This is a genomic window from Streptomyces sp. NPDC051211, assembly GCF_040689505.1.
Lineage (GTDB): Bacteria > Actinomycetota > Actinomycetes > Streptomycetales > Streptomycetaceae > Streptomyces.
The window spans coordinates 191,192-217,272 of the sequence record NZ_JBFBAV010000001.1 but is presented as its reverse complement, the minus strand read 5'-3'; the positions used below and the strand labels follow the sequence as shown (position 1 = coordinate 217,272).

Sequence of the window (26,081 nt, the reverse complement as noted above, 5' to 3'; positions counted from 1 at the left end):
ACGCCGTACACCAGCATATGGGGAGGGGTCCGCATGGACTCGGTCAGAAAAATCGCCGTCGTCGCGGGTGCGTTCTTCCTCGTCACGGAAGTCAGCGCGATCGCCGGACTCGCGCTCTACGGCCCTGTTCTCGGGGGTGCGGACTACGTGGTCGGTCCGGGTGCCGACACCCGGGTGTTCCTGGGGGCGTTGTTCGAGATCGTCCTCGCGGTGGCCGTCATCGGAACCGGGGTCGCACTCTTTCCGGTCATCAAGAGGCAGAACGAAGGGGCCGCACTGGGTTACGTCTGCGGCCGCCTCCTCGAAGCGGCCGTCATCCTCGTCGGCACCGTCAGCGTGCTGTCCGTGGTGACGTTGAGGAGGAACTTCGCGGGCGGTGCAGACGGTTCGGGCGCTTCGGACGGTTCGGGCGGCGATGCGGCGTCCCTCGTCACGGCCGGCAAAACCCTGGTGGCGGTCCACGACTGGACCTTCCTCTTCGGGCCGAACTTCATCCTGGGCGCGAACACGCTGGTTCTGGCGTGGCTGATGTACCGCTCGGGCCTCGTACCCCGGTTCATCGCCGTACTGGGTCTGGTCGGCGGCCCGTTGATCTGCGCCTCGGCGACGGCCGTGATGTTCGGGCTCTACGAGCAGGTCTCCGTGGCGGGGTCGCTCGCGGCCCTCCCCGTGTTCGCCTGGGAAGTGGCACTCGCCGTCCGGCTCGTCACCCGGGGATTCCAGCCCTCGCCGGCATCATCCCGGCCCGGCCATTGAGCCGGGGCGCAAACGGATTTGGATTTTGACTTCTTGTTACGCGGGGGGCTCTGCGTGTTCTCGTAGCGGTCGGGTCTCGGTGCGCGACCATACCAAGCAGCCAGCAGATGGAAACACCGAGACAGGGAGAAGGACGGACGTGTCCGGCAGCGAAAGCGAGAACCCAGTAATCCCCTCCCCGACCCCCACGCCGACTCGTCCCAGGACGAACCGGGACTGGTGGCCGAATCAGCTGGACCTTCAGGTTCTCCACCAGCACTCGCCCCGGTCCAATCCGATGGGTGAGGATTTCGACTACGCGGAGGAGTTCGCGAACCTGGACGTCGATGCGCTGAAGCAGGACGTCTTCGAGGTGATGACGGCGTCGCAGGACTGGTGGCCTGCCGACTACGGCCACTACGGGCCGCTCTTCATCCGGATGAGTTGGCACGCCGCGGGAACGTACCGCATCGCCGACGGCCGGGGCGGTGGCGGTTCCGGCGCTCAGCGCTTCGCCCCCCTCAACAGCTGGCCGGACAACGCGAGCCTCGACAAGGCGCGCCGTTTGCTCTGGCCGGTCAAGCAGAAGTACGGCCGGAAAATCTCATGGGCCGACCTTCTGGTTTTCGCCGGCAACTGTGCCATGGAATCGATGGGGTTCAAGACGTTCGGGTTCGGCTTCGGACGAGAGGACATCTGGGAGCCGGAGGAAATCTTCTGGGGGCCCGAGGACACATGGCTCGGAGATGAGCGCTACAGCGGCGACCGGGAACTCACCGGCCCTTTCGGCGCCGTGCAGATGGGACTGATCTACGTCAATCCGGAAGGGCCCAACGGCAACCCGGATCCGATGGCTGCGGCCCGGGACATTCGCGAGACGTTCGGGCGTATGGCGATGAATGACGAGGAGACGGTTGCGCTCATCGTCGGCGGCCACACGTTCGGCAAGTGCCATGGTGCGGTCGACCCCGAGTACATCGGTCCGGAACCCGAGGCCTGCCCCATCGAGCAGCAAGGCATCGGCTGGAAGAACACGTACGGCAGCGGCAAGGGCGTCGACACGCTCACCAGCGGGCTCGAGGGCGCATGGACCTCCGAGCCGACGAAGTGGGACAACGGCTACCTGGACAACCTGTTCCGGTACGACTGGGAGCTGACGACGAGCCCGGCCGGTGCGAAGCAGTGGACTCCCACGGATCCCTCGGCCAAGGACACCGTGCCCGACGCGCATGATCCGTCGAAGAGGCACGCTCCCATGATGCTGACGACGGACCTCTCGCTGAAGCTGGACCCGATCTACGGGCCGATCTCGAAGAGCTTCCACGAGAACCCGGACAAGCTCGCGGAAGCGTTCGCCAAGGCGTGGTACAAGCTGTTGCACCGCGACATGGGACCCCTCTCGCGTTACCTCGGCCCGTGGGTGGCCGAGCCGCAGCTGTGGCAGGACCCCGTCCCCCGGGTCGACCACGAGCTGGTCGGGGACGAGGACATCGCCGCCCTCAAGAGCAGGATCCTCGCCGCGGGTCTGCCCGTCTCCCACCTGGTTACCACCGCTTGGGCATCGGCGGCGAGCTTCCGCGGCACCGACAAGCGGGGCGGCGCCAACGGGGCACGGATCCGGCTCGCGCCACAGAAGGACTGGGAGGTCAACGCCCTGCCCGAGGTGGCCGGGACGGTGCAGGCCCTGGAGCAGATCCGGCAGGACTTCAACGACTCACAGGCCGGCGGTACGAAGGTTTCGCTCGCCGACCTGATCGTCCTGGGCGGGTGCGCCGCGGTCGAGCAGGCCGCGAAGAACGCCGGGCACGACATCACGGTCCCGTTCGCACCGGGGCGCACGGACGCCTCGCAGGAGCAGACCGACGTGGATACGTTCGCCGTGCTCGAACCCAAGGCGGACGGTTTCCGCAACTACCTCCGGGCGGGCGAGAAGCTGTCGCCGGAGACCCTCCTCCTGGACCGCGCCAACCTGTTGACGCTGACCGCACCCGAGATGACGGTCCTGACCGGCGGCATGCGGGCGCTGAACACCGGGTTCGGCGGGTCCTCGCACGGCGTCTTCACCCACCGGCCGGAGACGTTGACCAACGACTTCTTCGTCAACCTGCTCGATATGGGTACGGAGTGGAAGGCGTCGACCTCCGCCGAGAACGTGTTCGAAGGCCGGGATCGCGTCACGGGCGAGGTCAAGTGGACCGCCACCGCCGTCGACCTCGTCTTCGGTTCGGACTCCCAGCTCCGAGCCGTCTCGGAGGTCTACGCGTGCGAGGACGCGGGAGAGAAGTTCGTGCGTGATTTCGTGGCGGCGTGGGACAAGGTGATGAACCTCGACAGGTTCGACCTCGTCTGACCCCCGATGTCCCGGTCGACCCCCGTCGGCCGACCGGGACATCATCGGCCGTACGTGCCTGGACCTCGCCTCTCACAGGATGAGGGCTCCCTCCACTACGCGGGCGGCGGCCATCCGGCCGGGAGTGGTGTCGGCCAGGGCACGGAACTCGCGGTTGAGGTGCGCCTGGTCGTAGAAGCCACAGGCAGCCGTCACTTCGGTGAGGTTCGCACCCTCGCGAGTGAGCAGCGCCACGGCCCGGTGGAAGCGCAGTACCCGGGCGGACATCTTGGGCGCCAGGCCGATCTGTTCGGTGAACCGGCGGACCAGGTAGCCCTGACTCCAGCCCACTTCGGCGGCTATCCGGCCGACCGGGATCGCACCGCCGGCGCGGGACAGCAGTCGCCAGGCGTGGCTCACCTCCGGCGCGGGACGCGGTCCGCGCTCGAGCCGGGCCCACAACGCGTTGTCCAGCAGGTCGAACCGGGCTCCCCAGTCCCTGGTGGATGCCAATTGCTCCACCAGCAATCCGGACCCCGGGCCGAGGACGTCGCCGAGCTCGACCACCCTGTTGGTCAACTCGTGCATCGGCACGGCGAACAGCCGGAAGGCGCCCAGCGGGGTCAACTCGAGCCGGATCGCCTCCTGGCCGCCTGGATGATCACACACCCGGGACCCGTCCTCCAGACCCGTGACCAGGGAGCCGGTCACCTGGGTGCTCGGACTCGCCTCCCCCAGCCGGCGGATCCGGGCGAACGGCTCGCCCAGACTGATCACCACGACGGCTCGGCCGGTGGGAACCAGCCGCACCCGATAGGGCGAGGCCGCCGCCTCCCAGTAGCCGGCATAGCTGTGCACGACCGGGCGTAACCAGGGAGGCCACGGCCGGGTCACCCGCCACCGGGCCCCCACCCGGGTCACCTCGACTCCCCGACCGGCCACGCCCGTGCTTCCGACCACCGGCATATCCCTCTCCCTCCGCGGCGACGGCGCGCAGCGCCGGCCCAGCCTGGATTATCAGGCCCGGATGACGAGAGTGCCGGGCATGTCGAGCGGCCGCCGAATATTCCGTGCAGTGCCGGCCGGTGAACGTGCAGACTTCGCTCCATGGCGGACATACAGGCATTCCGGGACGCGGTCGGCTGCTGGGCCGCCGACGGCCCCGGCGAACCGGCCGGGCTCGCGAAGGATCTGGCCGTGGAACTGGGGCTGCGGACGGCGGTGCTGCTGGAAGGCCTGAGCGACCTCGCGGCCGTCGAGGCGCTGGCCGCCCGGCGTGGCCGGGACCTGGCCGCCGAAGGGGTGTGCGTCGTGCCGATGGGCGGGGCGATGAACATCGGCCGCTACGCCGGTCTTCTCGGGCCCCCGGGTCTCGGCCTGCACCTGAGCGGACTGTGCGACGAGCGCGAGCAGCCCTTCTACGATCGCGGCCTGAAGCGGGCCGGGGCGCCGCACCGGGGATTCTTCGTGTGCGTGGCGGACCTGGAGGACGAGCTCATCCGTGCGCTGGGCACGGAGCGGGTCGAGGAGATCATCGAGGCCGAGGGCGACCTGCGGGCCTGGCAGACCTTCCTGCGCCAGCCCGCACAGCACGGTCGGCCCCGGCACGGGCAGTTGCGGCGCTTCCTCGGCACGAAGAAGGGCCGCAAGATCCGCTACGGCCGTCTCCTGGTGGAGGCACTCGGCCCCGGACAGGTACCGGCCCCGCTCGACGACCTCTTCACGAGCCTGTGACCGACGGGTGATCGCGGTTCAGTGGCCGGCGAGTTCGCCGGTGAGCTTGCCGTGGAGGTGGGCGCTGCGGTCGTTCAGGCCGATGATCTCGACCGTCTTGCCGCGCTGGGCGTACTTGTTCTCGATGGCGTCCAGGGCGGCCACCGACGAGGCGTCCCAGATGTGGGCGGCGGACAGGTCGATGACGACCTTGCCGGGGTCGGTGGCGTAGTCGAACTGCCCGACGAGCTCATTGGAGGAGGCGAAGAACAGCTCCCCGGTCACCCGGTAGATCACGGTGGTGCCCTTGGGGTCGGTGACCGCGGTGACCTCAGCGAGGTGGGCAACTCGTTTGGCGAAGATCACCATGGCGGTGACGGAGCCGGCCACGACGCCGATGGCGAGGTTGTGGGTGGCGACCACGACCACGACGGTGATGACCATGACGGCGATCTCCCCGGCGGGCATCCGCTTGAGGGTCGTCGGGGCGATGGAGTGCCAGTCGAAGGTCGCGAAGCAGACCATGACCATGACGGCAACGAGGGCGGCCATGGGAATGTCGGAGACGACCGGGCCGAAGACGATGCAGAGCACCATCAGGAACACGCCGGCCAGGAAGGTCGACAGGCGGGTGCGGGCACCGGAGACCTTCACGTTGATCATCGTCTGGCCGATCATGGCGCAGCCGCCCATGCCGCCGAAGAAGCCGGTGACGATGTTCGCGACGCCCTGGCCGATGGACTCGCGGGTCTTGTTGGAGTGGGTGTCGGTGATCTCGTCGACCAGCTTGGCCGTCATCAGCGACTCCATCAGGCCGACCAGCGCCATCGCGAACGCGTACGGGGCGATCGTCGTCAGGGTGTCCATCGTGAACGGCACGTCCGGCAGCCCGGGCACCGGCAGGGAGGACGGCAGCGCGCCCTTGTCCCCCACGGTCGGAACCGCGATCCCCGCCGCGACGGTGATCACGGTCAGGATGACGATGGAGACGAGCGGCGCCGGGATCACGGTCGTGATCTTCGGGAGGAACACCATCAGTGCCAGACCGGCGGCGGCCAGCGGATAGACGGCCCACGGTACGTCCCGCAGCTCCGGCACCTGCGCCATGAAGACCAGGAGCGCGAGGGAGTTGACGAAGCCGACCATCACCGAGCGGGGAATGAACCGCATCAGCTTCCCCACCCCCAGCGCGCCGAGCGCAATCTGGAAGACGCCCGCCAGGACGACGGCGGCGACCAGGTAGCCCAATCCGTGCTCACGGTTCAGCGGTGCGATCACGAGCGCCACGGCGCCGGTCGCCGCCGATATCATCGCCCGCCGTCCGCCCACGACCGCGATCACCACGGCCATGGTGAACGAGGCGAACAGCCCGATCGCCGGATCCACACCGGCGATGATCGAGAACGAGATCGCCTCGGGGATCAACGCGAGCGCGACCACCAGGCCCGCCAAGACCTCGGTACGCCACACCTTCGGATCGGAGAGCCAGTCGGGACGCATGGCCCGCAGCCGCGCGACGGGCGACACGACGGAAGCAGAAGAAGGCAAGGAGACGGAACCTGTCGTACTCGGGCGCACCCCGCACCGGCGGGCCGGGGTGTACGGGAGGCGGGAGAGCCGGGCCGGCACTCCGCGGACGGCCCCGTGAAGAACGGCAATTCTACCTTCCGCGGGCTGCGGGCCAGCCGGGCGGGTGAAGCCGGCACCCGCCCGGGCCTCTGCGGGTGCCGGTCGTCGGCGCGGGCCTGAGGATGAGCCGAACACCCGCCCTGACCTCAGGAGTTTCGTCATGCTCGAACGCCAGCAGCTCCAGGACTGTGCACAGGTCACCTTCGTCCTGCCCACCGACACCCCGCCCGGCCCGGTCAGCGTCGTCGGTGACTTCAACGACTGGCAGCCCGGCGCCCACACCCTCGAACCCCGCAGCGACGGCACCCGCGCCGTCACCATCGCCCTGCCCGGCAGGAGCGTCCACTCCTTCAGGTACCTGGCCGCGGGCGACTACTGGTTCGACGAGGACCACGCCGACGGTCACGACGGAGCCAACAGCCGCCTGCACACCTGAACCGCCCTCCCGGAATCGGGCACGGGCCCGAGAGTGACCTCGGAGGGGTCGAGGCCGTTAGAGCTTCGCCGGAGCGGCACACCTACCCGGGCCGTTCCGCTCCGGCCCTGAGCGACGTGCCCCGCCGGCCGGGCCCGAGGTCACGCTCTCCACGGCGGCGAGGACCTCGTCGACACGGATCCGCAGCAGGCGCCGGTCGGGCGAGTCGGCGTGCGCGTCTCCCGGGCGCAGCGGGTCCCCGCCCGGCTCGGGATGCCACAGCACACGGTGGGGCCCGGCCGCGGGCGGGCCCCAGAGCCTCGGCGACACGGGTCCGAACAGGACGACGGAGGGGGTGCGGAGCGCGGACGCGAGGTGGGCGAGTCCGGTGTCGCCCACGACCACGCACCGTGCCCCGGCGACGAGGGCGCACAAGCGCCCGAACGGCACGTCGGCCGTCCCGCCCAGTACCGCGTCCGGCGGCAGACCGGCTTCGGCGGCGACGGAGTGTGCGAGGTGTCCTTCGGAGGCACCGGCGGTCACGACGACCCGGTGCCCCGCGCGGTGCAGCGCCGCCGCCACGGCCGCGAACCGCTCCGCCGGCCACTGGCGGGCCGCCGCGTCGGCGCCGGGATGGATGACGGTGGCACCGGGTGCGGGCGAGGGCTCCGGGGGTGGCGGGATGCGCAGGTCGCCGGGGTCGGCCGGAATCCCGTACCAGCGCAGCAGCCGGCACCAGCGGTCCCGCTCGTGCTCCTCGGGACGCCAGATCGGTCCGGGGATGCCGGGAGTGTGGTCGTGTCGGTAGGCGAGCAGCCGGTGGGGCCGCAGTCGCCGGAGCAGCAGGTGGCTGGGCGGGCCGTTGCCGTGCAGGTCGACGGCCACCTCGGGCGGCGGGCCGGGCCAGTCGAGGGAGGCGGGGACCTCGCGCCCGGGGGCCCGGGTGCCCAGGGTGCGGTCGACGAGGCCGGTGGCGGCCGCGGCACCTGCCAGCCGTTCGGGAGCGGCCAGGACGATCTCGTGGTCCGGCAGGTGGTGACGCAGGGCGCGGAGCGCCGGCACGGCCGTCAGAAGGTCTCCCAGACCCAGTGCGCGGAGCACGAGGACACGGGGCCGCGGGCCGGCGGGGCGCCGCCCACGGCCGGGCGCACCGGGGCCACCACGGCCTTCCGGGACTTCCGAGCCGTCCGGGACTTCCGGGTCTTCCGGGCCGTCCGGGTCTTCCGAGCCGGCCGGCTCTTCCGGGCTTTCCGCGTATCGGCTCATGCCCGCTCCTTCACAGTCCCGTGACTGTGGCGGCCGCCCTCGCCGCCCGGCCGGCCAGCATCGTGGTGGAGCGGCCCGCCAGGTAGGGCAGGACGACGGCCTGCCCGCCCCACTCCCGCAGCACGGCCGCCTCGGGAAGGTCGTCGACCGCGTAGTCGCCTCCCTTGACCCACACGTCCGGCCGCAGCTCCGTCAGGAGCGCGGCGGGTGTGTCCTCCTCGAAGGCCACGACGGCGTCGACGCTGCCGAGGGCACCGAGTACGCGCATGCGGTCCGCGAGGGGCGTCAGCGGTCTGCCGGGTCCCTTGAGGCGGGTGAGTGACGCGTCGGAGTTGACGCATACGATCAGGCAGTCGCCGATGCGCCGGGCGCTCTCCAGCAGCCCGACGTGGCCGGCGTGGAGCAGATCGAAGCATCCGCCGGTCGCGACGACGGTCCCGCCTCGGGCCCGGACGCTCCGGGCGAGGGCGAAGGCGTCCGACGGAAGGGTCTCGTCAGCGGCGGCCCGCGCGTGCCACAGGGCGGGATTGCCCGCGCCCCCGGCCGCCACGAAGGCGCACGCTTCGGCGACCGCCCGTTCCACGGCCTCCCCGGGCAGGGCCCCGTCGGCGAGGGCGGCGGCCGCGGTGGCGGCGAAGCAGTCGCCGGCTCCACAGGGGTCTCCGACGGCCCGGTAGGGCGGCGGGACGAGCATCGGCGTGTCCTGGCCCGGGCTCGTCAGCAGTACTCCGCGCTCGCCCAGCGTCACGGCGACCGACGCCGCCGCCCACCGCTCGGCGAGCTGCGCGCCGCGCAGGGCGTCGTCGCTCAGGGTGGTGCCGTCGCCGGGGCACAGGGCACGCGCCTCGGCGGCGTTGGGTGTCGCGAGTCGCGCTCCGGGTACCGGATCGTCGCCCTTGGGGTGGGGGTCCCACACCAGCGGTACCCGGTGGGCCGCGGCCGCGAGCTGCTCGCGTACGGCGTGTGCGGCGTGGCGGCCGTAGTCGGCGACGAGGACGGCCCCGGCCGACGCCAGCGCCTCGCGTACGGCGTCGTCCGGTGCGCCCGGCCGGCCGCCGCCCCGGTCGATCCTGACGAGCGGCCGCCCGCCCGCCATCACCCGGGTCTTGACGGGGAGTTCCCCGGTCAGGGGCAGTTCGACGAGCGTGACCCGGCCGCGCAGGGCACGCCGTACCGTCCGGCTGGCCTCGTCGTCGCCGAGCGCCGTGATCAGGACGACCTCGCGGCCTTCACGGGCTGCCAGGACCGCCGCGAGTCCGGCGCCGCCCGGACGGCACCGGTCCTCGGTGACGTCGACGACCGGGGCGGGGCCGTCGGGCGACAGACGCGTCGCGGAGCCTTCGATGTCCTGGTCGAGCAGGGCGTCCCCGACGACGACCAGCGGCCCGGGCGCGCTCACAGCGGCCTCGGGGCGGCGGCCATCGGCTGGTGGGTCCCGGTGGGCCGGCCCCGTGCCCGGCCGGCGGCCGCGTCGAAGTTCTCGCACAGCAGGTGGACGGCCACCAGGTGGGCTTCCTGGACGGTGGCGGTGCTCGACGCGTCGATGAACAGCGTCTCCTCGGCGATGTCGGCCAGCGGGCTGGGGGCTGGGCCGGTCATCGCCCAGACGTGCAGGCCGGCGCTGCGTGCCGTCGCGGCGGCGGCGATCAGGTTGGCACTGCGGCCGGACGTGGACAGCAGGAGGAGCACGTCTCCGCGGCGGCCGTGGGCGGACACCTGCCGGGCGAACACGTGCTCGTAGCCGTAGTCGTTGCCGATGGCGGTCAGGCTGGAGGTTTCGGCGTGCAGGGCGATGGCCGAGTACGCGGGCCGTTCCTTCCGGTAGCGGCCGACGAGTTCGGCTGTCAGGTGCTGGGCCTGGGCGGCGCTGCCGCCGTTCCCCGCGGCCAGCAGGCGGCCGCCCGCCGGCAGGATGGCGGCCAGCCGGTCGCCCCAGTGGGCCAGTCGGTCGAGGCCGTCACGGCGGAGCCGGTCCAGGGCGTCCTGGAGCGACTGGCAGTGCCGATGCGCGTCTTCCCTCATGTGGTGTTCGCTCATGACGGTCGGACAGGTCGCAGCAGGTCGGTGCGTCCGTGTCCGTGCCTCCTTCGGTCGTCGGCGGTGCGTGGTCGGTGCGTGGGGATCGGTGCCGGGTTCAGATCACCGCCGCGGCCGGCCGGGCGGCGAGTACCGAGCGGTACACCGCCTCGGTCGCCTCGGCGACGCTCGCCCAGCTGTAGCGGCTCAGCACGCGTTGGCGGCCCGCCGCCCCGCAGCTCAGACGCCGGGCCGGGTCGGCGAGCAGAGCGCTCACGGCGGCCGCGAGAGCCTCCGGGTCGCCGGGCGGCACCAGCCGGCCGGTGACGAAGTCGACGACGGTGTCGAGCTGGCCGCCCACCGCGCTGGCGACGACGGGCCTGCCACAGGCCATCGCCTCCAGCGGCACGATGCCGAACGGCTCGTAGTCCGCGGGGCACAGCACCACGTCGGCGCTCCGCAGGACGGTCGGAACCTCCGCGCTGGGCACGGCGCCCGTGAAGTGCACGCGGTCGGCGACCCCCGCTTCGTGGGCGATCGCGCGCAGGCGGCGCACCTCCAGGTCGTCGCCGGCGCGGTCCCCGGCCTGCCCGCCCACCACCACGAGTTCCGTGTCGGGCAGTGCGGCGAGGGCGGCGATCGACACGGCGGCGCCCTTGCGCGGGACCATGCGGCCCAGCTGCACGAGCCGGTGGCGGTGGGGACCGCGTTCGACCGCCGGGCCGTCCGGGGTGAACACCTCGGGGTCCACCCCGCACGGCACGATGTCGACGCGGTCGGGCGGGATCCCCATCCGGGCCAGCTCGGCGGCCTCGTCGCGGCAGGTGGCGACGATCCGGTGGGCGTGCAGACCGACCTGCCGCTCGCACGCGATCCGGGACGGGGGGCTGGTGTCGGCCCCGCCCTGGTGGCGCCGCTTGACCGTACCCAGCGCGTGGTAGGTGTGCAGCAGCGGCAGCCGCAGTTCCCGCGCGGCGGCCAGCGCGGCCAGCCCGGACATCCAGAAGTGGGAGTGCACGAGATCGGGGGGCTGCTCCTGCCACTGCCATGTCAGGTAGTGGCCGAACGCCGGCATGTGGGGCAGGAGTTCGTCCTTGGGAATGTGCCGGGCCGGACCGGCGGGCACGTGGTGCACCTCCACGCCCGCCCGCAGGCGCTTGCGCTGCGGCAGATCGCGGGCGTCCTTGCGGGTGTACACGGTGACGCGGTGGCCGCGGTCGGCGAGTGCCCGGGCCAGGGAGGCGACGTGCACGTTCTGTCCGCCGGCGTCCGCCCCGCCCATGGCCGCGAGCGGACTCGCATGTTCCGAGACGAGGGCGATCGACAGCCGGCCGGAAGCACGGCCGGCGGCATGCGGACTTGGCCTCATGAGCATGCCTCCGCCATCACCCGTTCCCAGTCGGCCAGGAAGCGTTTGAGCCCGTACCGTTCGAGAGCGGCCTGACGTCCCCGCGCACCGTCCTCGGCCGCGGCCTGCGGATCCTCCAGATAGCGGCGGGCGGCGCGCGCCAGCACCTCGGGGCGCGTCGAGAGGACCCCGGTGCCGGGCGGGACGGCCTCCACGGCCTCCGTCGTCGCCAGTGCGACCACGGGCATGCCGAGGTGCATCGCCTCCAGGAGGGACAGCCCGAGGGACGTCCACCGCACGGGGTGCAGGTAGAGCCTGCGCTGAGCCATCGCGGCGTGCAGTGCAGACTGGGGGAGGTCCGCGCTCCGGCAGCGGTCGGCGGGCACGCCCAGGTGGGCCGCGAGCCCTTCCGTGCGCATGCCGAACACGTCGAGGGGGACCGCCGCGGACAGTGCGGGCAGCAGATCGGTCCCGGTGTACCGGCCGCGGCGGACGGGCTCGTTGACGACGACCGCGGCCCGCGGAAGACGGCCGGTGTAGAGGTGGCCGGGATCGACGATCCCGTGCTCGATCACCTCGGTGCGGGTGGAGCCGTTCTCCCAGAAGAGCCTGTTGAAGTGCGTGACGTGGACGAGCGTCAGGTCGTCGCGGTCCGCGTACGGATGCCTGGTCGCCGGGACGTTGCCGGCCGGGGCGTTGTGCTCCAGGTAGACGGCGGGCAGGTCCCGGCCGGGGCGGCGTCCTCCCAGCCACCGCGCGGCGAGCTCCAGCTCGTGCGGGCGCTGGAGGATCACGAGGTCCACGGGGGTGTCCCGAAGGTGCTCGGGGGTGACCTCGCGCACGGAATCGGGCCAGGAGAAGGTGCGGGCGCGTCCCAGTCCGTCCGGGTCCCGGCCCGGGGTCACGGGGACCAGACAGGTGTGCGGCCCCTGGACGAACGCCGTTGTCCACGACCCGTGCACGTGCCACAGCAGGATGTTCATACGCTCGCTCCTTGCTCCGATTCCGTTGGGTCGTCCGCGGCGGCCGCCGTGGGCACCGTGCGGCCGCCGAGCCGGGCCACGGCCCTGAGGACCTCCGCGTCCGGGACACCGTCGAGACAGGGGTGTCCGCGCACGGGGCAGCGCCGTGCCCGGGTGTCGCGGCACGGTGCCTCCTGGTCCCCCAGCAGAACGTGCGGTACCCCGTACGGGCGCCAGCGCTCGGCCGGTACGACCGGGGCGAACAGGCAGGCCACCGGGGTTCCGACGGCGGCGGCGAGGTGTGCGGGGCCGGTGTTGCCCACCACGGCGACATCGGCCCCGGCCAGTACGCCCGCCAGGCACCGCAGGTCGCCCGTGGCCCCGCCGAGGTCGAGCGCGTGGCGGCCGGCGACGTGGGCGGTCAGCTCCCGTTCCGCCGGGCCGCCCGTCACGACGACCCGGTGTCCGGCGGCGCTCAGGGCCGCGCAGGCCCGGGCCGCGCGCGCGGGACTCCACGCGCGGGCCGGGACCGCGGCTCCGGGGTGCAGCACGACGTACGGGGCGGGACCGGTCAGGCCGGTGGTGTCGGGCGGATCGGTGACGCGCAGGGTGCCCGTGTCGCCCGGCGGGAGGGGGAAGCCCGCGTCGGCGGCGAGATCCAGCGCGGCCCGTGCCTCGTGGCGGTGCGGGGCCCGGTGGTGGCGCAGGTCGAGGAGTGCGCCGGGGTAGTCCTCGCAGTCGGCCGCCGTCCACGCCACCCCGGCGAGCCTGAGCAGCAGGGCCGCCGGAAGCGGGTTCTGGTGGTGGGAGACCAGGATGAGCGCCCGGTCGAAGCGTGCGGCGGCCACCGTGGCGGCGAGCTCCAGCCAGGCCTGCTCGGAAAACGGCGCGGGCTCCAGCCCGACCCAGGGGGCGTCGTACACCAGGACGTCGTCGACGCCGGGCAGCAGCCGGCCCGCGGGTGCGCCTTGCGGACCGCACAGCAGCGCGGTGTACGAGGAGCCCGCCGCGACGGCCCGTACCGCGGGGCCGGCCAGCAGGACGTCGCCCGCGCTGTCCAGCCGGACGACGAGGGTGCGCGGCTGACTCACCGCACGCCGCCCGGGGTCCGGGGACACCCCGCACTCGCCGCTCCGGCCCACAGGGCCAGGCGTACGGCCGCCATCAGGTCGGGGGCCGACTCCGGTGCCCGCCGGACCTCTTCGGGGCGGGTGAGGGCGGTGGGCACCAGTACTCCGCGGGCCCCGGCGGCGCGGGCGGCTTCCATGTCGGCGCCGATGTCTCCGATGACCACGGTCCGGCCGGGCGGTACGCCGAGCCGTGCGCAGGCGGCGAGGACCAGGGCGGGGGCGGGCTTGCGGCAGCCGCACCCGTCGTGGGGGCCGTGCGGGCAGACCGCCCAGACGGAGAACGGCCCGATGAGGGCGTCCACCCGCTCGCGCACGGCTTCGACCTGGCGGCGGGTCAGCAGCCCGCGGGCCACGCCCGACTGGTTGCTGACCACTCCGACCGGGATGCCGAGGGCGGTGACCGCGGCCACTGCGGCCCGGGCCGAAGCCATGGGCACCACACGGGCGGGATCGCCGTTGTACGGGACGTCGACGACCAGGGTGCCGTCGCGGTCGAAGAGCACGGCGGCGGGCAGCCCCCGGTCGCCGCTGCCGGCGGGTGCGGGGCGCGGCCCCGGCGCCGCGGCGCGCGCGGGTCCGTCGAACAGCCACGGGCCGTCGTCGAACGCCCCGGGCCGCGCACCGGCCGGGTGGGGAGGGCCGGTCATGCCCGGACCCGCGCTGCGGCGGCCGCGTCCGGCGCGTCCGCGTGCCGGGGTGGACGGGCCGACGTCGCCAGCGGAGCGGCGCGGCGGTGCACGAACAGGCCCCTGAGCCAGTGCCAGGTGGCCGCCGGGGGGATCAGCGCACTCGTCACCGCCATGGTGGAGACCTCCCGGCGGGTCCGCGGTCCCGGCGCGATCCGGGCCGCGGCGAACTCCGCGCAGCCGACGAGCCAGCCGGCTGCGCACAGGGCGGCGGGGCGGTGCCGGCGCAGCACGGCGCAGCCGAGGGCCCCCACGGCCGCCCCGGTGACGAGGAGGTGCCGGGGCAGGCGCCCGCGCGGAGCCGCGGCGCGACCCCACCAGTCGCGGCCGTGCAGCCGGGTCATGAGCACGTCGTCGGCGTTGCCCGCCTGCTGGCGCAGGGAGACCCAGCGGTCCGCGGGCCGGACGGGGTGCGTGGTGCGGCGGCTGCCCGCGGCCAGGGTCCAGCCCGCGTCGAGCACGCGGAGCGCGAGGTCCGCGTCCTCCCGGAAGGCGCGGCCGAAGCGTTCGTCGAAGCCGCCGACGCTCTCCAGGGCCTCCCGGCGGTACGCCATGTCCGCGGTGATCCAGCGGGCGGTGGCCAGGCCCGCCGTGCCGCGTTCCCAGTCGGTGGGCCTGCGATCGGGCGGGAGGGGCACGGTGATGCGGGCCGTGACGCCCGCCGTACGGCCGGACGCGGTGGCCAGGTCGCGCGCCAGCGCCTCGCACCAGTCGGCGCCGGGGACGACGTCGTCGTCGAGGAAGGCGATCCATTCCACGGCACCCGCCGTGCGTGCCCCCGTATTGCGGGCGGCGGCAGGACCGCGGCCACCCCCGGACACCACGGTGGTGACGGCTCTCAGCTCGTCGGGGACCTGGGCGTGCACGGAGCCGCCGCTGCCCGGACGCTGGTCGTCCACGATGACGATCGCGGCGGGTTTCGGCCCGGCGGCCCGCGCCAGCGCCGTCAGGCAGGTGTGCAGGCTGGGGCGGCCGAGTGTGGGGATCACGACCGCGTACTCGGGCACCGTGGTGGCGCCGACGTGTCGCGTGGTCCCGGTCCTCCCGGTCATCGTGACCACTCGTCCTCGCCCTGGCGGAAGAAGGCGCCGCGCCGGACCGCGTAGGGGCCGATGGCCAGGAGGTCCACCGGCGAGGAGCCGAAGCACTCCAGTGCCTCGCGGGGGTCGTCGACCATGGGCCGACCCGCCGTGTTGAGGCTCGTGTTGACGACGACGGGCAGCCCGGTCAGCTGCTCGAAGGAACCGAGCATGCGGGCCACGAGCGGTTCGGAGGCGGGGTCGACGGTCTGGATCCGGGCCGTTCCGTCCACGTGCACGACGGCCGGGATGCGCTCGCGCCACTGCGGCGCCACGTCGTGGACGAAGAGCATGTAGGGGCTGGGGATCGGGCCGTCGAAGATCTCCGCCGCCCGGTCGGCCAGCACCATCGGGGCGACCGGCCGGAACTGCTCGCGGCCCTTGACGTCGTTGAGGCGTTCGAGGTTGCCCGCGTGGCCGGGGTGCGCCAGCAGCGAGCGGTGTCCCAGAGCGCGCGGCCCGTACTCCGAACGCCCTTGGAACCAGGCCACGATGGCGTTGTCGGCCAGCGCCCGTGCCACGGTCTCCGCGATGTCGGGCGGGCGGTCGAAGGGGACGGCCGCCGTCTTGAGGAACGCGCCGAGTTCCGCGTCGGACCAGTCGCGGCCCAGGTCGGCGCCGGCCATGGGCTCCACTTCCTCACCGGAGCCGGCCGCGAGCAACAGGGCTCCGCCCAGGGCCGTTCCGGCGTCGCCGGCGGCGGGCTGGACCCACACGCGGGAGAAGGGGCCCTCACGCGCGATGCGGGAGTTGGCAACGCAGTTGAGCGCGACTCCCCCGGCGAGGGTCAGCAGTTCGTCGTGCGTCTGGCCGTGGAGCCAGCGCGCGAGGTCGAGCATCGTCTCCTCCAGGACGGCCTGGGCACTGGCGGCGACGTCCGCGTGGTCCTGGGTCCAGGGCTCCTCGGGGCCGCGCGGGGCGCACAGTTCGTGCCAGGGGACGCCGGTGGCGTGGAAGCCGCCGTCACCCGTGGGGTAGACGTGACGGCGCAGCTCGGCCAGCATGCGGGGCCTGCCGTGCGAGGCCAGCGCCATGACCTTGAACTCGTCCGAGGACCGCAGGAAGCCGAGGTGTCCGGTGAGTTCCTCGTAGACCAGGCCGAGGGAGTGCGGAAGGTCCTGCGCGTGCAGCGGTTCCATCCGGTCCCCTACCCGACGGGCCGCGAGGTGGGAGGCGCGTTCGCCCCGTCCGTCCAGGACCAGGACGGAGGAGGTCTGCGCATCGTCGGCGGCGAAGGCGCCCGAGGCGGCGTGGGCCATGTGGTGCGGAACGAAGCGGACGATGCCCGGGTCGAGGCCCGGGAGGGCCGTTGCGAGGAATCCGGGCGCTTGGCGTGCGTAGGTCAGGCGCAGGTGGTCCCAGGGGTCGTCGAGCCCCATGATGTGCGCGGCCCGGGCGAGCTCCGGGTCGAAGGAGTAGGCCACGGCGTCGAGGTCCTGAGGGCGCAGACCGGCCCGTTTCAGACACCAGGCGGCGGCCTGCTCCGGCATTTCCCATGCCGAGAACGGCACCGGCCGTTTGCCGTGCTTGCGTCGGGAGAATCGTTCCTCTTCCGCAGCCGCCACGGTTCGTCCGTCGACGACGACCGCCGCCGCCGGATCGTGGAACAGAGCGTTGATCCCGAGAATGCGCATGAGGGGACAGGCCTTTCGGTGAGCGTCGCACCGAGCCCCGCGGGGGGCTCCGAAGGGTCGCGGGGGACTCGGCCCGGCGGCCGTGGACAGTGGCCGTGGACCAGTGACCGTGGGCAGTGGCCGTGGACCAGTCGGCCGTGGATCAGTCGGCGGTGTGCTCGCGGTACCAGGCGATGGTCCGCCGCAGGCCCTCTTCGGCCGTCACCACCGGCTCCCAGCCGAGCTTGTCGCGCGCCAGGGTGATGTCCGGGCAGCGCACCGCAGGGTCGTCGGTCGGACGCTCGATGTAGCGGATCTCGGACGGGGAGCCGGTGAGCCGGATGATCCAGCGGGCGAGCTCCAGCATCGTGATCTCGGTCGGGTTGCCGATGTTGACGGGGCCGCGCATGCCGTCGGCCGCCGCGGCCAGGATGCCTCGTACGGTGTCGTCCACGTAGCAGAGCGAACGGGTCTGCAGGCCGTCGCCGGTGACGGTGAGCGGCTCGCCGGCCAGTGCCTGCCGGATGAAGGTGGGGACGGCGCGGCCGTCGTAGCCGCGCATCCGCGGCCCGTAGGTGTTGAACAGGCGCACGATGCCCGTGTCGGTGCCGTGTACGCCCGCCTCGGCCGTGGTCAGCGCCTCGCCGAAGCGCTTGGCCTCGTCGTAGACGCTCCGCGGACCCACCGGGTTGACGTTGCCCCAGTAGCGCTCGCTCTGCGGATGCTCCTGCGGATCGCCGTACACCTCGGACGTGGACGCGAGCAGGAAGCGGGCGTCGGCTCCGTGGGCGAGGGCCAGGGCGTTGCGCGTACCGAGGCTGCCCGTCTCCAGGGTGTGCAGGGGCAGCCGGAGGTAGTCGGCGGGCGAGGCGGGCGAGGCGAAGTGCAGGACGAGGTCGGGGGGCCTGGTGACGTCGAACGGCTGTGAGACGTCGGCCTCTTGGAAGACGAAGCCCGGCCGGTCCAGCAGATGCCGGATGTTCTCGCGCCGCCCGGTGCTGAAGTCGTCCACGCACGTGACGTCGGTCCCGGCGTCCATCAGGGCGGTGCACAGGTGGGAGCCGACGAAACCGGAGCCACCGGTGACGACCGCGTGCTCCCACCGGCGCGGGACGGTGCTGTCCATGGGGAATCTCCTCTGACGCAGCGGAACTCGGAGTCCCGCCCCAAGGGTTCGTCCGGAGGACGGACGGGCCGCCCGGGGGGCGGGGCAGCCGGTCGGGGGACGCGGCCGGAGCGTGGACGGGTCCAGCCTCTTGGCGCCCGCCGGGGTCGGCACCCGGGGACGGGCATTGGGGTGAAACACGGAGCGTGAGCGCGCGGGCCGACTCGGGCGCCGCCGGGCGCTGAACGGTGCGAACGGTGCGAACGGTGCGAACGGGCATCACGCCGGTGCTGCCGCGGTCGTCGTCTTGGTCTCAGGGCCAGGACGGCTCCGTGCGGGGCACCACCACCAGCTCGGACACCGCGCTCCCGGCCGGCACGGACAGCGCGTACAGCACCGTGTCGGCGACCACTTCGGGGCTCTGGAGCATCGAGACGTCGGCGTCCGGGAACCGCTCCATGATGAACGGCGTTTCCATGCCGCCCGCGATGATGCCGGTGATGCCGATGCCGGGGCAGTCCCGCTGGGCTTCCTTGAAGAGGGTGTGCGTGAAGGCGCGAAGACCGGACTTGCTCGCCGAGTAGGGTCCGGCCTCGGTCCACGTCCGGTTCGCCGCCGTCGAAAGGATGTTGACGATGTGCCCTCCGCCTTGCGCGACCATGCGCCGGTAGACCTCCAGGCACAGGTACATCGGCCCGAGGAGGTTGGTCGTGACCACCCGGGTCACCTCGTCCGCCGTCAGGTGCTCGATCGCCTTCGAGACGTCCACGGCCGCGTTGTTGACGAGGATGTCCACGCTCTGGCCCGTCTCCTCCAGGTCCCCCACGACGGCCGCCACCGCCTCGGGATCGCAGACGTCCATCCTGACGAACCGGGCGCGGGCCCCGGATGCCTCCAGCCGGGCGCACAGCTCTTCCGCCAGGTCCTTGCGTACGTCCGCGACCAGCACGGAGGCGCCGGCCTCGGCCAGTCTCCGGGAGATCGCGGCGCCCAGGCCCCGGGCCCCGCCGGTGACCAGGGCCTGCCTGCCCCGGAGGTCTCCATACACGACGCCGCTCATCGCATCACCGTTCCTCGGTCGTGGGCGCGGCGACGGCCGCCGCCGCCCGCTTACCCACTGTGGGGAGCCGAGGGGCTGCGGGCATGCCGGATTACGCCACCTCGACGCGTGCCCGTCCGGCCGGCCGCCGGACCGCGCGTGCGACGGCACCGGCTCAGCCCCGTGTACGGGCCTTTCGGAGGAAGCCGCGGCCACCTGCCGCCTCGACCGGCGTCCGGTCCGCGCGGGCCCCACTGGCGCCCTGGCCACGCCCCGCCTGCGCCCGCGCGCCGAGGGTGCGGCGCAGGGCGGCGGTCGCGGCGGGCCGCCCGCCGGCGGGCCTCGGCGCATGCGCGGCCTCGATGCGGTCCACGAGGTCCAGCAGCCGCTGCGGCTGCCGGCACCAGTTGTAGGTGAAGAACGCGGTGTCCCGGACCTGGAGGTAGTGGGCGAGGGCCAGCATGCAGTTCATGCCCGTGACGTCCATGAACGAGACGCGCTGCATGTCGCAGACCACCACCGCCACATGGGAGTCGAGACGGTCCCGCACCCGTGCGAAGACGGGCTCGGCCTCGATGTCCAGCTCACCGACGGGGGCCAGGTGCAGGGTCGGCCCGTAGCGCCGTACCGCGACGTGGAAGTCGGGTTCCATGCGTCTCACCTCCCCGGGAAGGGGCCGTTGCACCGACGCCGGCGACGGGCCCGGCTTCACCTCCGATACTGACCCCAAGGATCCGGGCCCGGCAAGCCGCCTCCGGCCAGGCTTCCCGCGCCGGACTGCCCCTGCCGGAATCAGCAGGGGACGCGCACGTGGACCGTCTTTCCACCCTCCCGGTGCCGGATGGCCACGTCGGAGCCGAGCCGGTTGACCAGGTTCCACCCCCACCCGCCTCCGCCCCGGTCGTCCGGCCGCCTGGGACGCGGTTCGGCGGTGCTGAAGTCGGTGACGTCTATGCCGATGCCGTCCTCGTCGAACTCGAGATCCAGCGAGCAGTCGCCGTCCGTGTGGCGCACCGCGTTGGTGACGAGCTCACTGACCAGCAGCAGCGTGGTGTCCACGACCGCGGGTTCCACCGACTCGCCGGCGTACAGAGCAGTGTCGAAGAGACGCCGGGCGGCCCGGCGGGAATCAGCGGCTGCCGTCGGCCGGTGCAGGTCGAAGTGCCGCTGGAGATGGAGAGTCATCGGTGCTCTCCCTTGCATGTGGGCATGGGCGAAACTGCCGCTTTCCAGATGCTGCGGCTGCCCACTCGGGCGCCACCCATGCCTCGATGGCGGGGAAATACCCGGGCCAGTCCGCCGAGGGAGAGCAGAGCCGCCGTGCCGGCCTCCGCCGCGGGGAGCGCGAAGGCCCGTACGCCGAGCGCGTGCGGGCGCCGGTCAGGGGCGGCGCCAGCCGTCGTGGTCCAGGTGCGAACCCGCCATGGGACCCATCCGCAGCATTCCTCCGTCGACCGTCCAGGACGCCCCGGTCACGTACGACGCGTCCGGGCCCGCCAGGAAGGCGACCACGGCCGCCACCTCGCGCGCGTCGCCGGGGCGGCCGACCGGAATGCCGGGCCTGGCCTCCTTGCGGACGTCCCGGTCCTCCTGGCCGGTCATCGGGGTGGCGATCTCCCCGGGCGCGACGGCGTTCACGGTGATCCCGTGCTCGGCCAGTTCGAGTGCCATCACCTGCGTCAGCAGGCCCAGGCCGCCCTTGGCCGCGCAGTACGGCGCGGCTCCCACGCGCGGCTGGTGCTCGTGCACCGAGGTGATGTTGACGATCCGGCCGCCGCGGCCCTGGCGGATCATCCGCCGTGCCGCCCGCTGGCTGCAGAGCAGCGGGCCGACGAGGTCGACGTCGAGGACCTCTCGTACGGTGTCGAGCTCCAGGTCGAGGAAGGGCGTGGCCGTACCGGTCCCCGCGTTGTTGACCAGGACGTCGATGCCTCCGAGTTCTTCGGCCAGCTCGTCGATGACGTCCGCGGCGGCCGGCAGGCGTGTGAGGTCGAGTCCGGCCACCACCGCGCGGCGCCCGCAGGCCCGTACCTCCTCGGCGGTCTCCTGCGCTCCCCGCTCGTCGCGGTGCCAGGTGATGCCGATGTCGGCGCCCGCTTCGGCGAGCCGGACCGCGACGGCCCGTCCGATGCCCGAGTCCGAGCCGGTGACCACGGCGGACCTGGGCGTGAAGTCAAAGGGAGTGGTCATGTGCGAATCCTTCGTTCTGATCGGTTGGGACGGCCTCCCCACGCCGGACGGCTACCCGGAACCGCCGTGATCATCCGGGGCGTCCGTGCTGTGCGGGGGGTGTTTTCGACCGGCACCGGGGGGCAGGCGCAGGGCCTGACCGGAGCGGGGGGCAGGCCACCTACCCAGGAGTCGCCATGAAGGCCCTGACCTGGCACGGCAAACGCGACGTACGCGTCGACACCGTGCCCGACCCCGTGATCAAAGACCCCACGGACGTGATCGTGAAGATCACCACGACCGGCCTGTGCGGCTCTGACCTGCACCTCTACGAGGTCCTCGGTCCCTTCCTCGACGCCGGAGACATCCTCGGGCACGAACCCATGGGCATCGTGGAGGAAGTCGGCTCCGAGGTCACCCGCGTGCGGCCCGGCGACCGGGTCGTCATCCCGTTCAACATCTCCTGCGGTACCTGCCACATGTGCAACCATGGCCTGCACTCCCAGTGCGAGACCACACAGGTCCACGAACACGGCAGTGGTGCAGCCCTCTTCGGCTACACCAAGCTCTACGGACAGGTCCCCGGCGGCCAGGCCGAATACCTCCGCGTCCCCTTCGGCAACACCCTGCCCATCCCCGTGCCGAACGACGGACCCGACGACCGCTTCGTGTACCTCTCCGACGTCCTGCCCACCGCCTGGCAGGCCGTGGAGTACGCCGCGGTCCCACCCGGCGGCACCGTCGCCGTACTCGGCCTGGGGCCCATCGGAGACATGGCCACCCGCATCGCCGCACACCGCGGAGCGGGGCTCGTCATCGGCATCGACCTCGTCCCCGATCGGCTGCGCCGCGCCGCCGCACACGGCGTCCACGCCCTCGACCTCGACACCTACGGCGCGGACATCGTCGACGAGGTGCGGGCGCTGACCGACGGACGCGGCCCGGACTCCGTCATCGACGCCGTCGGCATGGAAGCGCACGGTGCACCCGTGGCCAAGGGTGCCCAGCATCTGACCACCATGCTGCCGGACGCCCTGGCCGCCAGGATGATGCAGCGATTCGGCGTGGACCGCCTCTCCGCGCTCCATCTCGCCATCGACCTCGTACGCCGGGGCGGCACCATCTCCCTGGCCGGCGTGTACGGGGGCATGGCCGACCCGATGCCCCTGCTGACCATGTTCGACAAGCAGATCCAGCTGCGCATGGGCCAGGCCAACGTGTGGCGCTGGGTCGGCGACCTGCTGCCACTGCTCACGGACGGCGACCCGCTCGGCGTGGACGATTTCGCCACCCACCGCCTGCCTCTCGCCGAGGCCCCCCAGGCGTACGAAATGTTCCAGAAGAAGCAGGACGGCGCGGTCAAGGTCCTGTTCAAACCCTGACCGGGCTCCGGTGCTCCGTGGTCAGCCCTCGACCCCGGTCGCCGTGTGGGGGGAGCCGACCGGCTTGGACTCGGGCGATCCCCGCTGGCGCAGGTAGACGGACAGGATGACCATGGCGGCCACGGCCAGGAGCTCCGACTGCCAGTTCTGCAAGGTCCTGCTCCAGAAATCCGGCGAGGCCACATAGGCACCCCATCCGACGGGGTCCTGGAGTTGCCGCAGCTGCTGCTCGCCGTACGCGGCCACGCCCGAGATCGACTGGGCCAGCCAGGACAGCACGAACAGGGCTCCCATGACCAGGCCCAGCGAGCGCGAGTACACCCGCTGCCGCCAGTCCTTCGTACCGGCCCAGCGCGGCGACTCCTCGCTCGCGTGATCACCCATCCGCTGCTCGCGGTCGGACTCGGTACCGATCTTGTGGAGCTTCTTGGACTCCGGTGACCCCCGCTGGACCAGCCACACGGTGCCGAAGATGAACAGGAAGAACTGGAGGAACTCCGACTGCCAGTTCTCGGTGACGTCCACGGCGAAGTCCGAGGACATCACGTACTCGCCCAGGCCGATCCGCTGAAGACCGTCGTCGGTGAGCTGCCCGTTGAACTCGGCCTGCCCGGCCAGCGCCTGTCCCAGCAGGACCAGCAGGAACGCCGTGCCGAAGGCGAGGGTGAGACTGTTGTCCCGCCAGAAACTCCCGTGCTCCCGGCGCCCTTGCCCGCTTCCGCTCATCGGTACATCGCTCCGATCGCGATGAAGTACCCCAGCCCGCCCACGATCACGACCAGGCAGGCAACGAAGAGACCCCGCATGCTCAGCCGCCCTTCACGAGGCACTGGTACGGCTTGTCCTGCTGCGGCGTGCACCCTGCCGCGACCACCCTCCATCCCCCGCTGAACCGCGAAAGGAACAGCGTCTCGCCTTCGGCGCGGATCAGGGCCTGGCGCCCGTAGACCTCTGCGCCGTTCACCGCCCCCGGCGTCGGCAGCTCCTGGCCCTCCAGTGCCTGGGCGCACGACTGCTTTTCGTCCTCTTCCAGTTGCGCGCGGGTCTCGGGGGCCAGCAGGTCGCACGCTGCCCCGTAGTCCCGGGAAGCGAGCGCCTGCTCGAAGGCACGGCCGGCGTCCCGGGCACCGTTCACGCGCGCCCCGGCCGCCCCGCAGCCCGACAGGAACACCCCCAGCACCGCTGCCAGGGCTCCGGCGCCGGCCGTCCGCAGAGCCGCACGGGTCGGGGGGGTCGGGCGGGTCGGGCGGGCTCCCGGTGTCATCGGCTGTCGGCGCTGGGCACGACCAGTGGATCCCGCGGCGCCTTCGGCTTCTCGGCTTCCAGCTGCTCACCGAGCTCGGTGAGCCGGTTGCGTCCCATGGCCTTGCGGACGTCGGGGAACCACTCCTTCTCCTCTTCCTCCACGTGGTGGCGGACGTTCTCCATCAACACGCTCATCTTCGCCTTGAACCGTTCGTCGGCCGCGTCCATCCCTTTGATCTCCGACAGCATCCACACGACCGCATGGTGCTCCTCGATGCTCTCCAGGATGTGGTCGGTGGTGTCCGGCGCGGCCTCGCGGGCAGCGGGGTAGAAGATCTGCTCCTCGATCCAGGCGTGGACGGTCAGCTCCTCGACGACCCGGTCGGCGATCCTCCGCCGTTCGTCCGTGTCCTCGTCCCCGGTCTTCTCGAACTGCTTGAACAGCTTCTCGACCGTCTTGTGGTCGTCTCGCAGGAGCACGATCGCGTCCATGTACATCCTCCAAGCAGCTCGGACCGGTGGGAAACAGCGCATTCCACGCATTTCCCTACCCGAGGGCAGCGCTCCCTACCGCCGGAAGGGAGCGCTGCCGCCCAAGTGGACCAGTCTGCGGCGGTGCCCGGTCAGGGCCGTCGGCAGGTGCCGTCGCAGGGCCGCCCGGGCCGCGTTGGCTCCCGGCGCGCCGTGGACACCGCCGCCCGGATGGGCGGACGCCGATGCGAGGAAGAGGCCCTTGACCGGTGTTTCGGGGCGTCCCGTGCCGGGGACGGGCCGGAAGACCAGCTGCTGGTGCAGGGCGGCCGTGCCGCCGTTGAGGGCGCCGCCCCGCAGGTTGGCGTCCATGGCCTCCATGGTGGGCGGGGCCAGGATCCGGCGCCGGATGATGCTCGCGCGGAAGCCGGGGGCATGGCGCTCGACGACCTCCTCCATGCGGTCGGCCATCACCGCGCTCTCGCTGCCGTCCCAGCGTCCGGTCAGACCCTGGCCGCCCGCGTCGCCCTTGATGCGGTGCGGCAGGTGCGTGTAGGCCCAGGCGGACTCGGTCCCCGCCGGTGACCGGGTGGCGTCGGCCGCGGTCATCTGACCGAAAATCAGGAACGGATCCTCGGGTACGAGTCCCATGGCGATGCGGGCGGCGAAGGCGGTCAGGCCGTCGATGCCGTCGGCCAGGTGGACGGTGCCGGCGGTCGCGGCCTCCGGGGCGGTCCAGGGCACGCGGCGGTCCAGGGCCCAGTCCACCTTGAAGGTGGCGAAGTCCCACTCGAAGCGCCGCAGGCTCCGCAGGAGCCCGTCGGGCAGGTGTTCCTCGCCGACCAGGGACCCGTACAGCGCCGGGGCCGATACGTCGGCCAGGACGGCCCGCCCGGCCGGCACCCGCTCCCCGAAGGCGGTCACCACCCCGACGGCACGGCCGCCGCGCACGCCGACTTCGACGACCGGCGTGGAGCAGCGCACTGCACCGCCCCGGCGCTCCAGCCGCCGCACCAGGGCGGCCGTGAACTCGCCGGCGCCGCCGGCGGGGACGGGGAAACCGTGGTGCTGGCCGAGCATCGACATGAGCCATCCGTATCCGCCGCTGCCGGCCGCCTCCGGCGGAAGGTCGGCGTGCAGGGCGTTGCCCGCGAGGAGGAGGGCCCCCGCTTCGGCGTGGAACTCCTCCTCGCCCAGCCGTCGTACGGGCAACAGCAGCCGCCGTACGAGCCCCAGCCCGCCCGCCCTGCGGACTCCGCCCAGGAGGCGGACTGCGGGACGAACGGGTGGGAAGGGCGTGAACAGGCCGCGGACGATGTCGGGGCCGAGCCGTTCCCAGACCGCGCACAGGTTCGTCCAGGCCGCCCCGTCCCCGGGCGCGAACTCCTCCAGCCCGGCGGCGGTGTCGTGCGGGAGCCGGTCCAGCACTGCGCACCGGCCGTCAGCCATCGGGTGCGCGAGCACCCGCGGGGCGTGGCTCCAGACGAGGCCCTCGCGCTCCAGGCCGAGGGAGGCGATGACGGGCGACGCGGCGGCCAGCGGGTAGAAGGCGCTGAACAGGTCGCTGACGTAGTCGGGGTGCACGCCGCGGTCGCTGCGTACAGCGCCGCCCGGTTCGGGCTGTGCCTCGAGCACCTCGACGCTCCAGCCCGCATCGGCGAGGAGGTTGGCGGCGACCAGACCGTTGGGCCCGGCTCCGATCACCACGGCGTCCGACATCGCGCCTCCTTCCTCATGGAACCCGTTGTC

The 26,081-nt window shown here is 72.6% G+C and carries 25 protein-coding genes; 5 read left to right on the top strand and 20 right to left on the bottom strand.

The annotated features are described in order from the left end of the window. Window positions 1-33: 33 nt before the first annotated feature. Window positions 34-756, top strand: coding sequence for a DUF4386 domain-containing protein (locus tag AB0447_RS01065; RefSeq protein WP_366474281.1), 723 nt, complete (start codon window positions 34-36; stop codon window positions 754-756). Window positions 757-895: 139 nt separating this feature from the next. After that, window positions 896-3,085: a catalase/peroxidase HPI gene (gene katG / locus AB0447_RS01060; RefSeq protein ID WP_366474280.1), complete on the top strand. Its 2,190-nt coding sequence runs from the start codon at window positions 896-898 to the stop codon at window positions 3,083-3,085. Window positions 3,086-3,157: 72 nt separating this feature from the next. On the opposite strand, the gene AB0447_RS01055 is transcribed toward katG, so the two are convergent. Continuing rightward, on the bottom strand, window positions 3,158-4,030 hold the full coding sequence (locus AB0447_RS01055) for an AraC family transcriptional regulator (protein WP_366474279.1): 873 nt from the start codon (window positions 4,028-4,030) through the stop codon (window positions 3,158-3,160). Window positions 4,031-4,171: 141 nt separating this feature from the next. On the opposite strand from AB0447_RS01055, the gene AB0447_RS01050 reads away from it, so the two are divergent. Then, window positions 4,172-4,798: a TOPRIM nucleotidyl transferase/hydrolase domain-containing protein gene (locus AB0447_RS01050; protein WP_366474278.1), complete on the top strand. Its 627-nt coding sequence runs from the start codon at window positions 4,172-4,174 to the stop codon at window positions 4,796-4,798. Window positions 4,799-4,816: 18 nt separating this feature from the next. Here the strand turns inward: AB0447_RS01050 and AB0447_RS01045 are convergent, their stop codons facing one another. Beyond that, complete coding sequence (locus tag AB0447_RS01045; protein ID WP_366474660.1) at window positions 4,817-6,277, bottom strand: SulP family inorganic anion transporter; 1,461 nt, start codon at window positions 6,275-6,277, stop codon at window positions 4,817-4,819. A 289-nt stretch (window positions 6,278-6,566) separates the two neighbouring features. Here AB0447_RS01045 and AB0447_RS01040 point away from each other — a divergent pair, with 289 nt between their 5' ends. After that, window positions 6,567-6,842 (top strand): isoamylase early set domain-containing protein, encoded by a 276-nt coding sequence (locus tag AB0447_RS01040; protein ID WP_366474277.1) that lies wholly within the window; start codon window positions 6,567-6,569, stop codon window positions 6,840-6,842. Window positions 6,843-6,899: 57 nt separating this feature from the next. Here AB0447_RS01040 and AB0447_RS01035 read toward each other — a convergent pair whose 3' ends face one another. From AB0447_RS01035 to AB0447_RS00970, 14 genes are all read right to left on the bottom strand, one after another. Then, window positions 6,900-8,087, bottom strand: coding sequence for a glycosyltransferase family 9 protein (locus AB0447_RS01035; RefSeq protein ID WP_366474276.1), 1,188 nt, complete (start codon window positions 8,085-8,087; stop codon window positions 6,900-6,902). Window positions 8,088-8,097: 10 nt separating this feature from the next. Continuing rightward, window positions 8,098-9,486 carry a D-glycero-beta-D-manno-heptose 1-phosphate adenylyltransferase gene (rfaE2, locus tag AB0447_RS01030; RefSeq protein WP_366474275.1) on the bottom strand — a complete coding sequence of 463 codons (1,389 nt, stop codon included), beginning with the start codon at window positions 9,484-9,486 and terminating at the stop codon, window positions 8,098-8,100. Continuing rightward, entirely contained in the window at window positions 9,483-10,124 is a 642-nt protein-coding gene (locus AB0447_RS01025) for an SIS domain-containing protein (RefSeq protein ID WP_366474273.1), read from the bottom strand. Before AB0447_RS01025 ends, rfaE2 begins: the two co-directional genes overlap by 4 nt. 97 nt (window positions 10,125-10,221) lie before the next feature. Then, window positions 10,222-11,472 (bottom strand): glycosyltransferase, encoded by a 1,251-nt coding sequence (locus AB0447_RS01020; protein ID WP_366474272.1) that lies wholly within the window; start codon window positions 11,470-11,472, stop codon window positions 10,222-10,224. Beyond that, a complete protein-coding gene (locus AB0447_RS01015; RefSeq protein WP_366474271.1) occupies window positions 11,469-12,434 on the bottom strand; it encodes a glycosyltransferase in 966 nt (321 codons plus the stop codon). The genes AB0447_RS01020 and AB0447_RS01015 overlap by 4 nt, the downstream gene beginning before the upstream one ends. Continuing rightward, window positions 12,431-13,504, bottom strand: coding sequence for a glycosyltransferase family 9 protein (locus tag AB0447_RS01010; protein WP_366474270.1), 1,074 nt, complete (start codon window positions 13,502-13,504; stop codon window positions 12,431-12,433). The genes AB0447_RS01015 and AB0447_RS01010 overlap by 4 nt, the downstream gene beginning before the upstream one ends. After that, window positions 13,501-14,190 (bottom strand): HAD-IIIA family hydrolase, encoded by a 690-nt coding sequence (locus AB0447_RS01005; RefSeq protein ID WP_366474269.1) that lies wholly within the window; start codon window positions 14,188-14,190, stop codon window positions 13,501-13,503. The genes AB0447_RS01010 and AB0447_RS01005 overlap by 4 nt, the downstream gene beginning before the upstream one ends. Beyond that, window positions 14,187-15,281: a glycosyltransferase gene (locus AB0447_RS01000; RefSeq protein ID WP_366474268.1), complete on the bottom strand. Its 1,095-nt coding sequence runs from the start codon at window positions 15,279-15,281 to the stop codon at window positions 14,187-14,189. The genes AB0447_RS01005 and AB0447_RS01000 overlap by 4 nt, the downstream gene beginning before the upstream one ends. Beyond that, complete coding sequence (locus AB0447_RS00995) at window positions 15,278-16,942, bottom strand: carbamoyltransferase C-terminal domain-containing protein (RefSeq protein WP_366474267.1); 1,665 nt, start codon at window positions 16,940-16,942, stop codon at window positions 15,278-15,280. The genes AB0447_RS01000 and AB0447_RS00995 overlap by 4 nt, the downstream gene beginning before the upstream one ends. Before the next feature lie 142 nt (window positions 16,943-17,084). After that, on the bottom strand, window positions 17,085-18,047 hold the full coding sequence (locus tag AB0447_RS00990) for an NAD-dependent epimerase/dehydratase family protein (RefSeq protein WP_366474266.1): 963 nt from the start codon (window positions 18,045-18,047) through the stop codon (window positions 17,085-17,087). A gap of 292 nt (window positions 18,048-18,339) precedes the next feature. Beyond that, complete coding sequence (locus AB0447_RS00985) at window positions 18,340-19,086, bottom strand: SDR family oxidoreductase (RefSeq protein WP_366474264.1); 747 nt, start codon at window positions 19,084-19,086, stop codon at window positions 18,340-18,342. Between the two features lie 154 nt (window positions 19,087-19,240). Continuing rightward, window positions 19,241-19,717, bottom strand: coding sequence for an STAS domain-containing protein (locus AB0447_RS00980; RefSeq protein ID WP_366474263.1), 477 nt, complete (start codon window positions 19,715-19,717; stop codon window positions 19,241-19,243). A gap of 140 nt (window positions 19,718-19,857) precedes the next feature. Next, window positions 19,858-20,250, bottom strand: a complete 393-nt coding sequence (locus AB0447_RS00975; protein WP_366474261.1) for an ATP-binding protein — start codon at window positions 20,248-20,250, stop codon at window positions 19,858-19,860. A gap of 195 nt (window positions 20,251-20,445) precedes the next feature. After that, on the bottom strand, window positions 20,446-21,255 hold the full coding sequence (locus tag AB0447_RS00970; RefSeq protein WP_366474260.1) for an SDR family oxidoreductase: 810 nt from the start codon (window positions 21,253-21,255) through the stop codon (window positions 20,446-20,448). Window positions 21,256-21,431: 176 nt separating this feature from the next. Between AB0447_RS00970 and AB0447_RS00965 the strand changes: the two genes are divergently transcribed. Beyond that, window positions 21,432-22,616: a zinc-dependent alcohol dehydrogenase gene (locus AB0447_RS00965; protein ID WP_366474259.1), complete on the top strand. Its 1,185-nt coding sequence runs from the start codon at window positions 21,432-21,434 to the stop codon at window positions 22,614-22,616. Window positions 22,617-22,637: 21 nt separating this feature from the next. On the opposite strand, the gene AB0447_RS00960 is transcribed toward AB0447_RS00965, so the two are convergent. From AB0447_RS00960 to AB0447_RS00945, 4 genes are all read right to left on the bottom strand, one after another. After that, a complete protein-coding gene (locus AB0447_RS00960) occupies window positions 22,638-23,342 on the bottom strand; it encodes a DUF6766 family protein (protein ID WP_366474258.1) in 705 nt (234 codons plus the stop codon). A gap of 82 nt (window positions 23,343-23,424) precedes the next feature. Continuing rightward, the gene (locus tag AB0447_RS00955; protein WP_366474257.1) at window positions 23,425-23,796 is read right to left on the bottom strand and encodes a hypothetical protein; all 372 of its coding nucleotides are present in this window, start codon (window positions 23,794-23,796) and stop codon (window positions 23,425-23,427) included. A gap of 80 nt (window positions 23,797-23,876) precedes the next feature. After that, a complete protein-coding gene (locus AB0447_RS00950) occupies window positions 23,877-24,353 on the bottom strand; it encodes a hemerythrin domain-containing protein (RefSeq protein ID WP_366474256.1) in 477 nt (158 codons plus the stop codon). A 75-nt stretch (window positions 24,354-24,428) separates the two neighbouring features. Beyond that, the gene (locus AB0447_RS00945) at window positions 24,429-26,051 is read right to left on the bottom strand and encodes an NAD(P)/FAD-dependent oxidoreductase (RefSeq protein WP_366474255.1); all 1,623 of its coding nucleotides are present in this window, start codon (window positions 26,049-26,051) and stop codon (window positions 24,429-24,431) included. Between the last annotated feature and the right edge of the window lie 30 nt (window positions 26,052-26,081).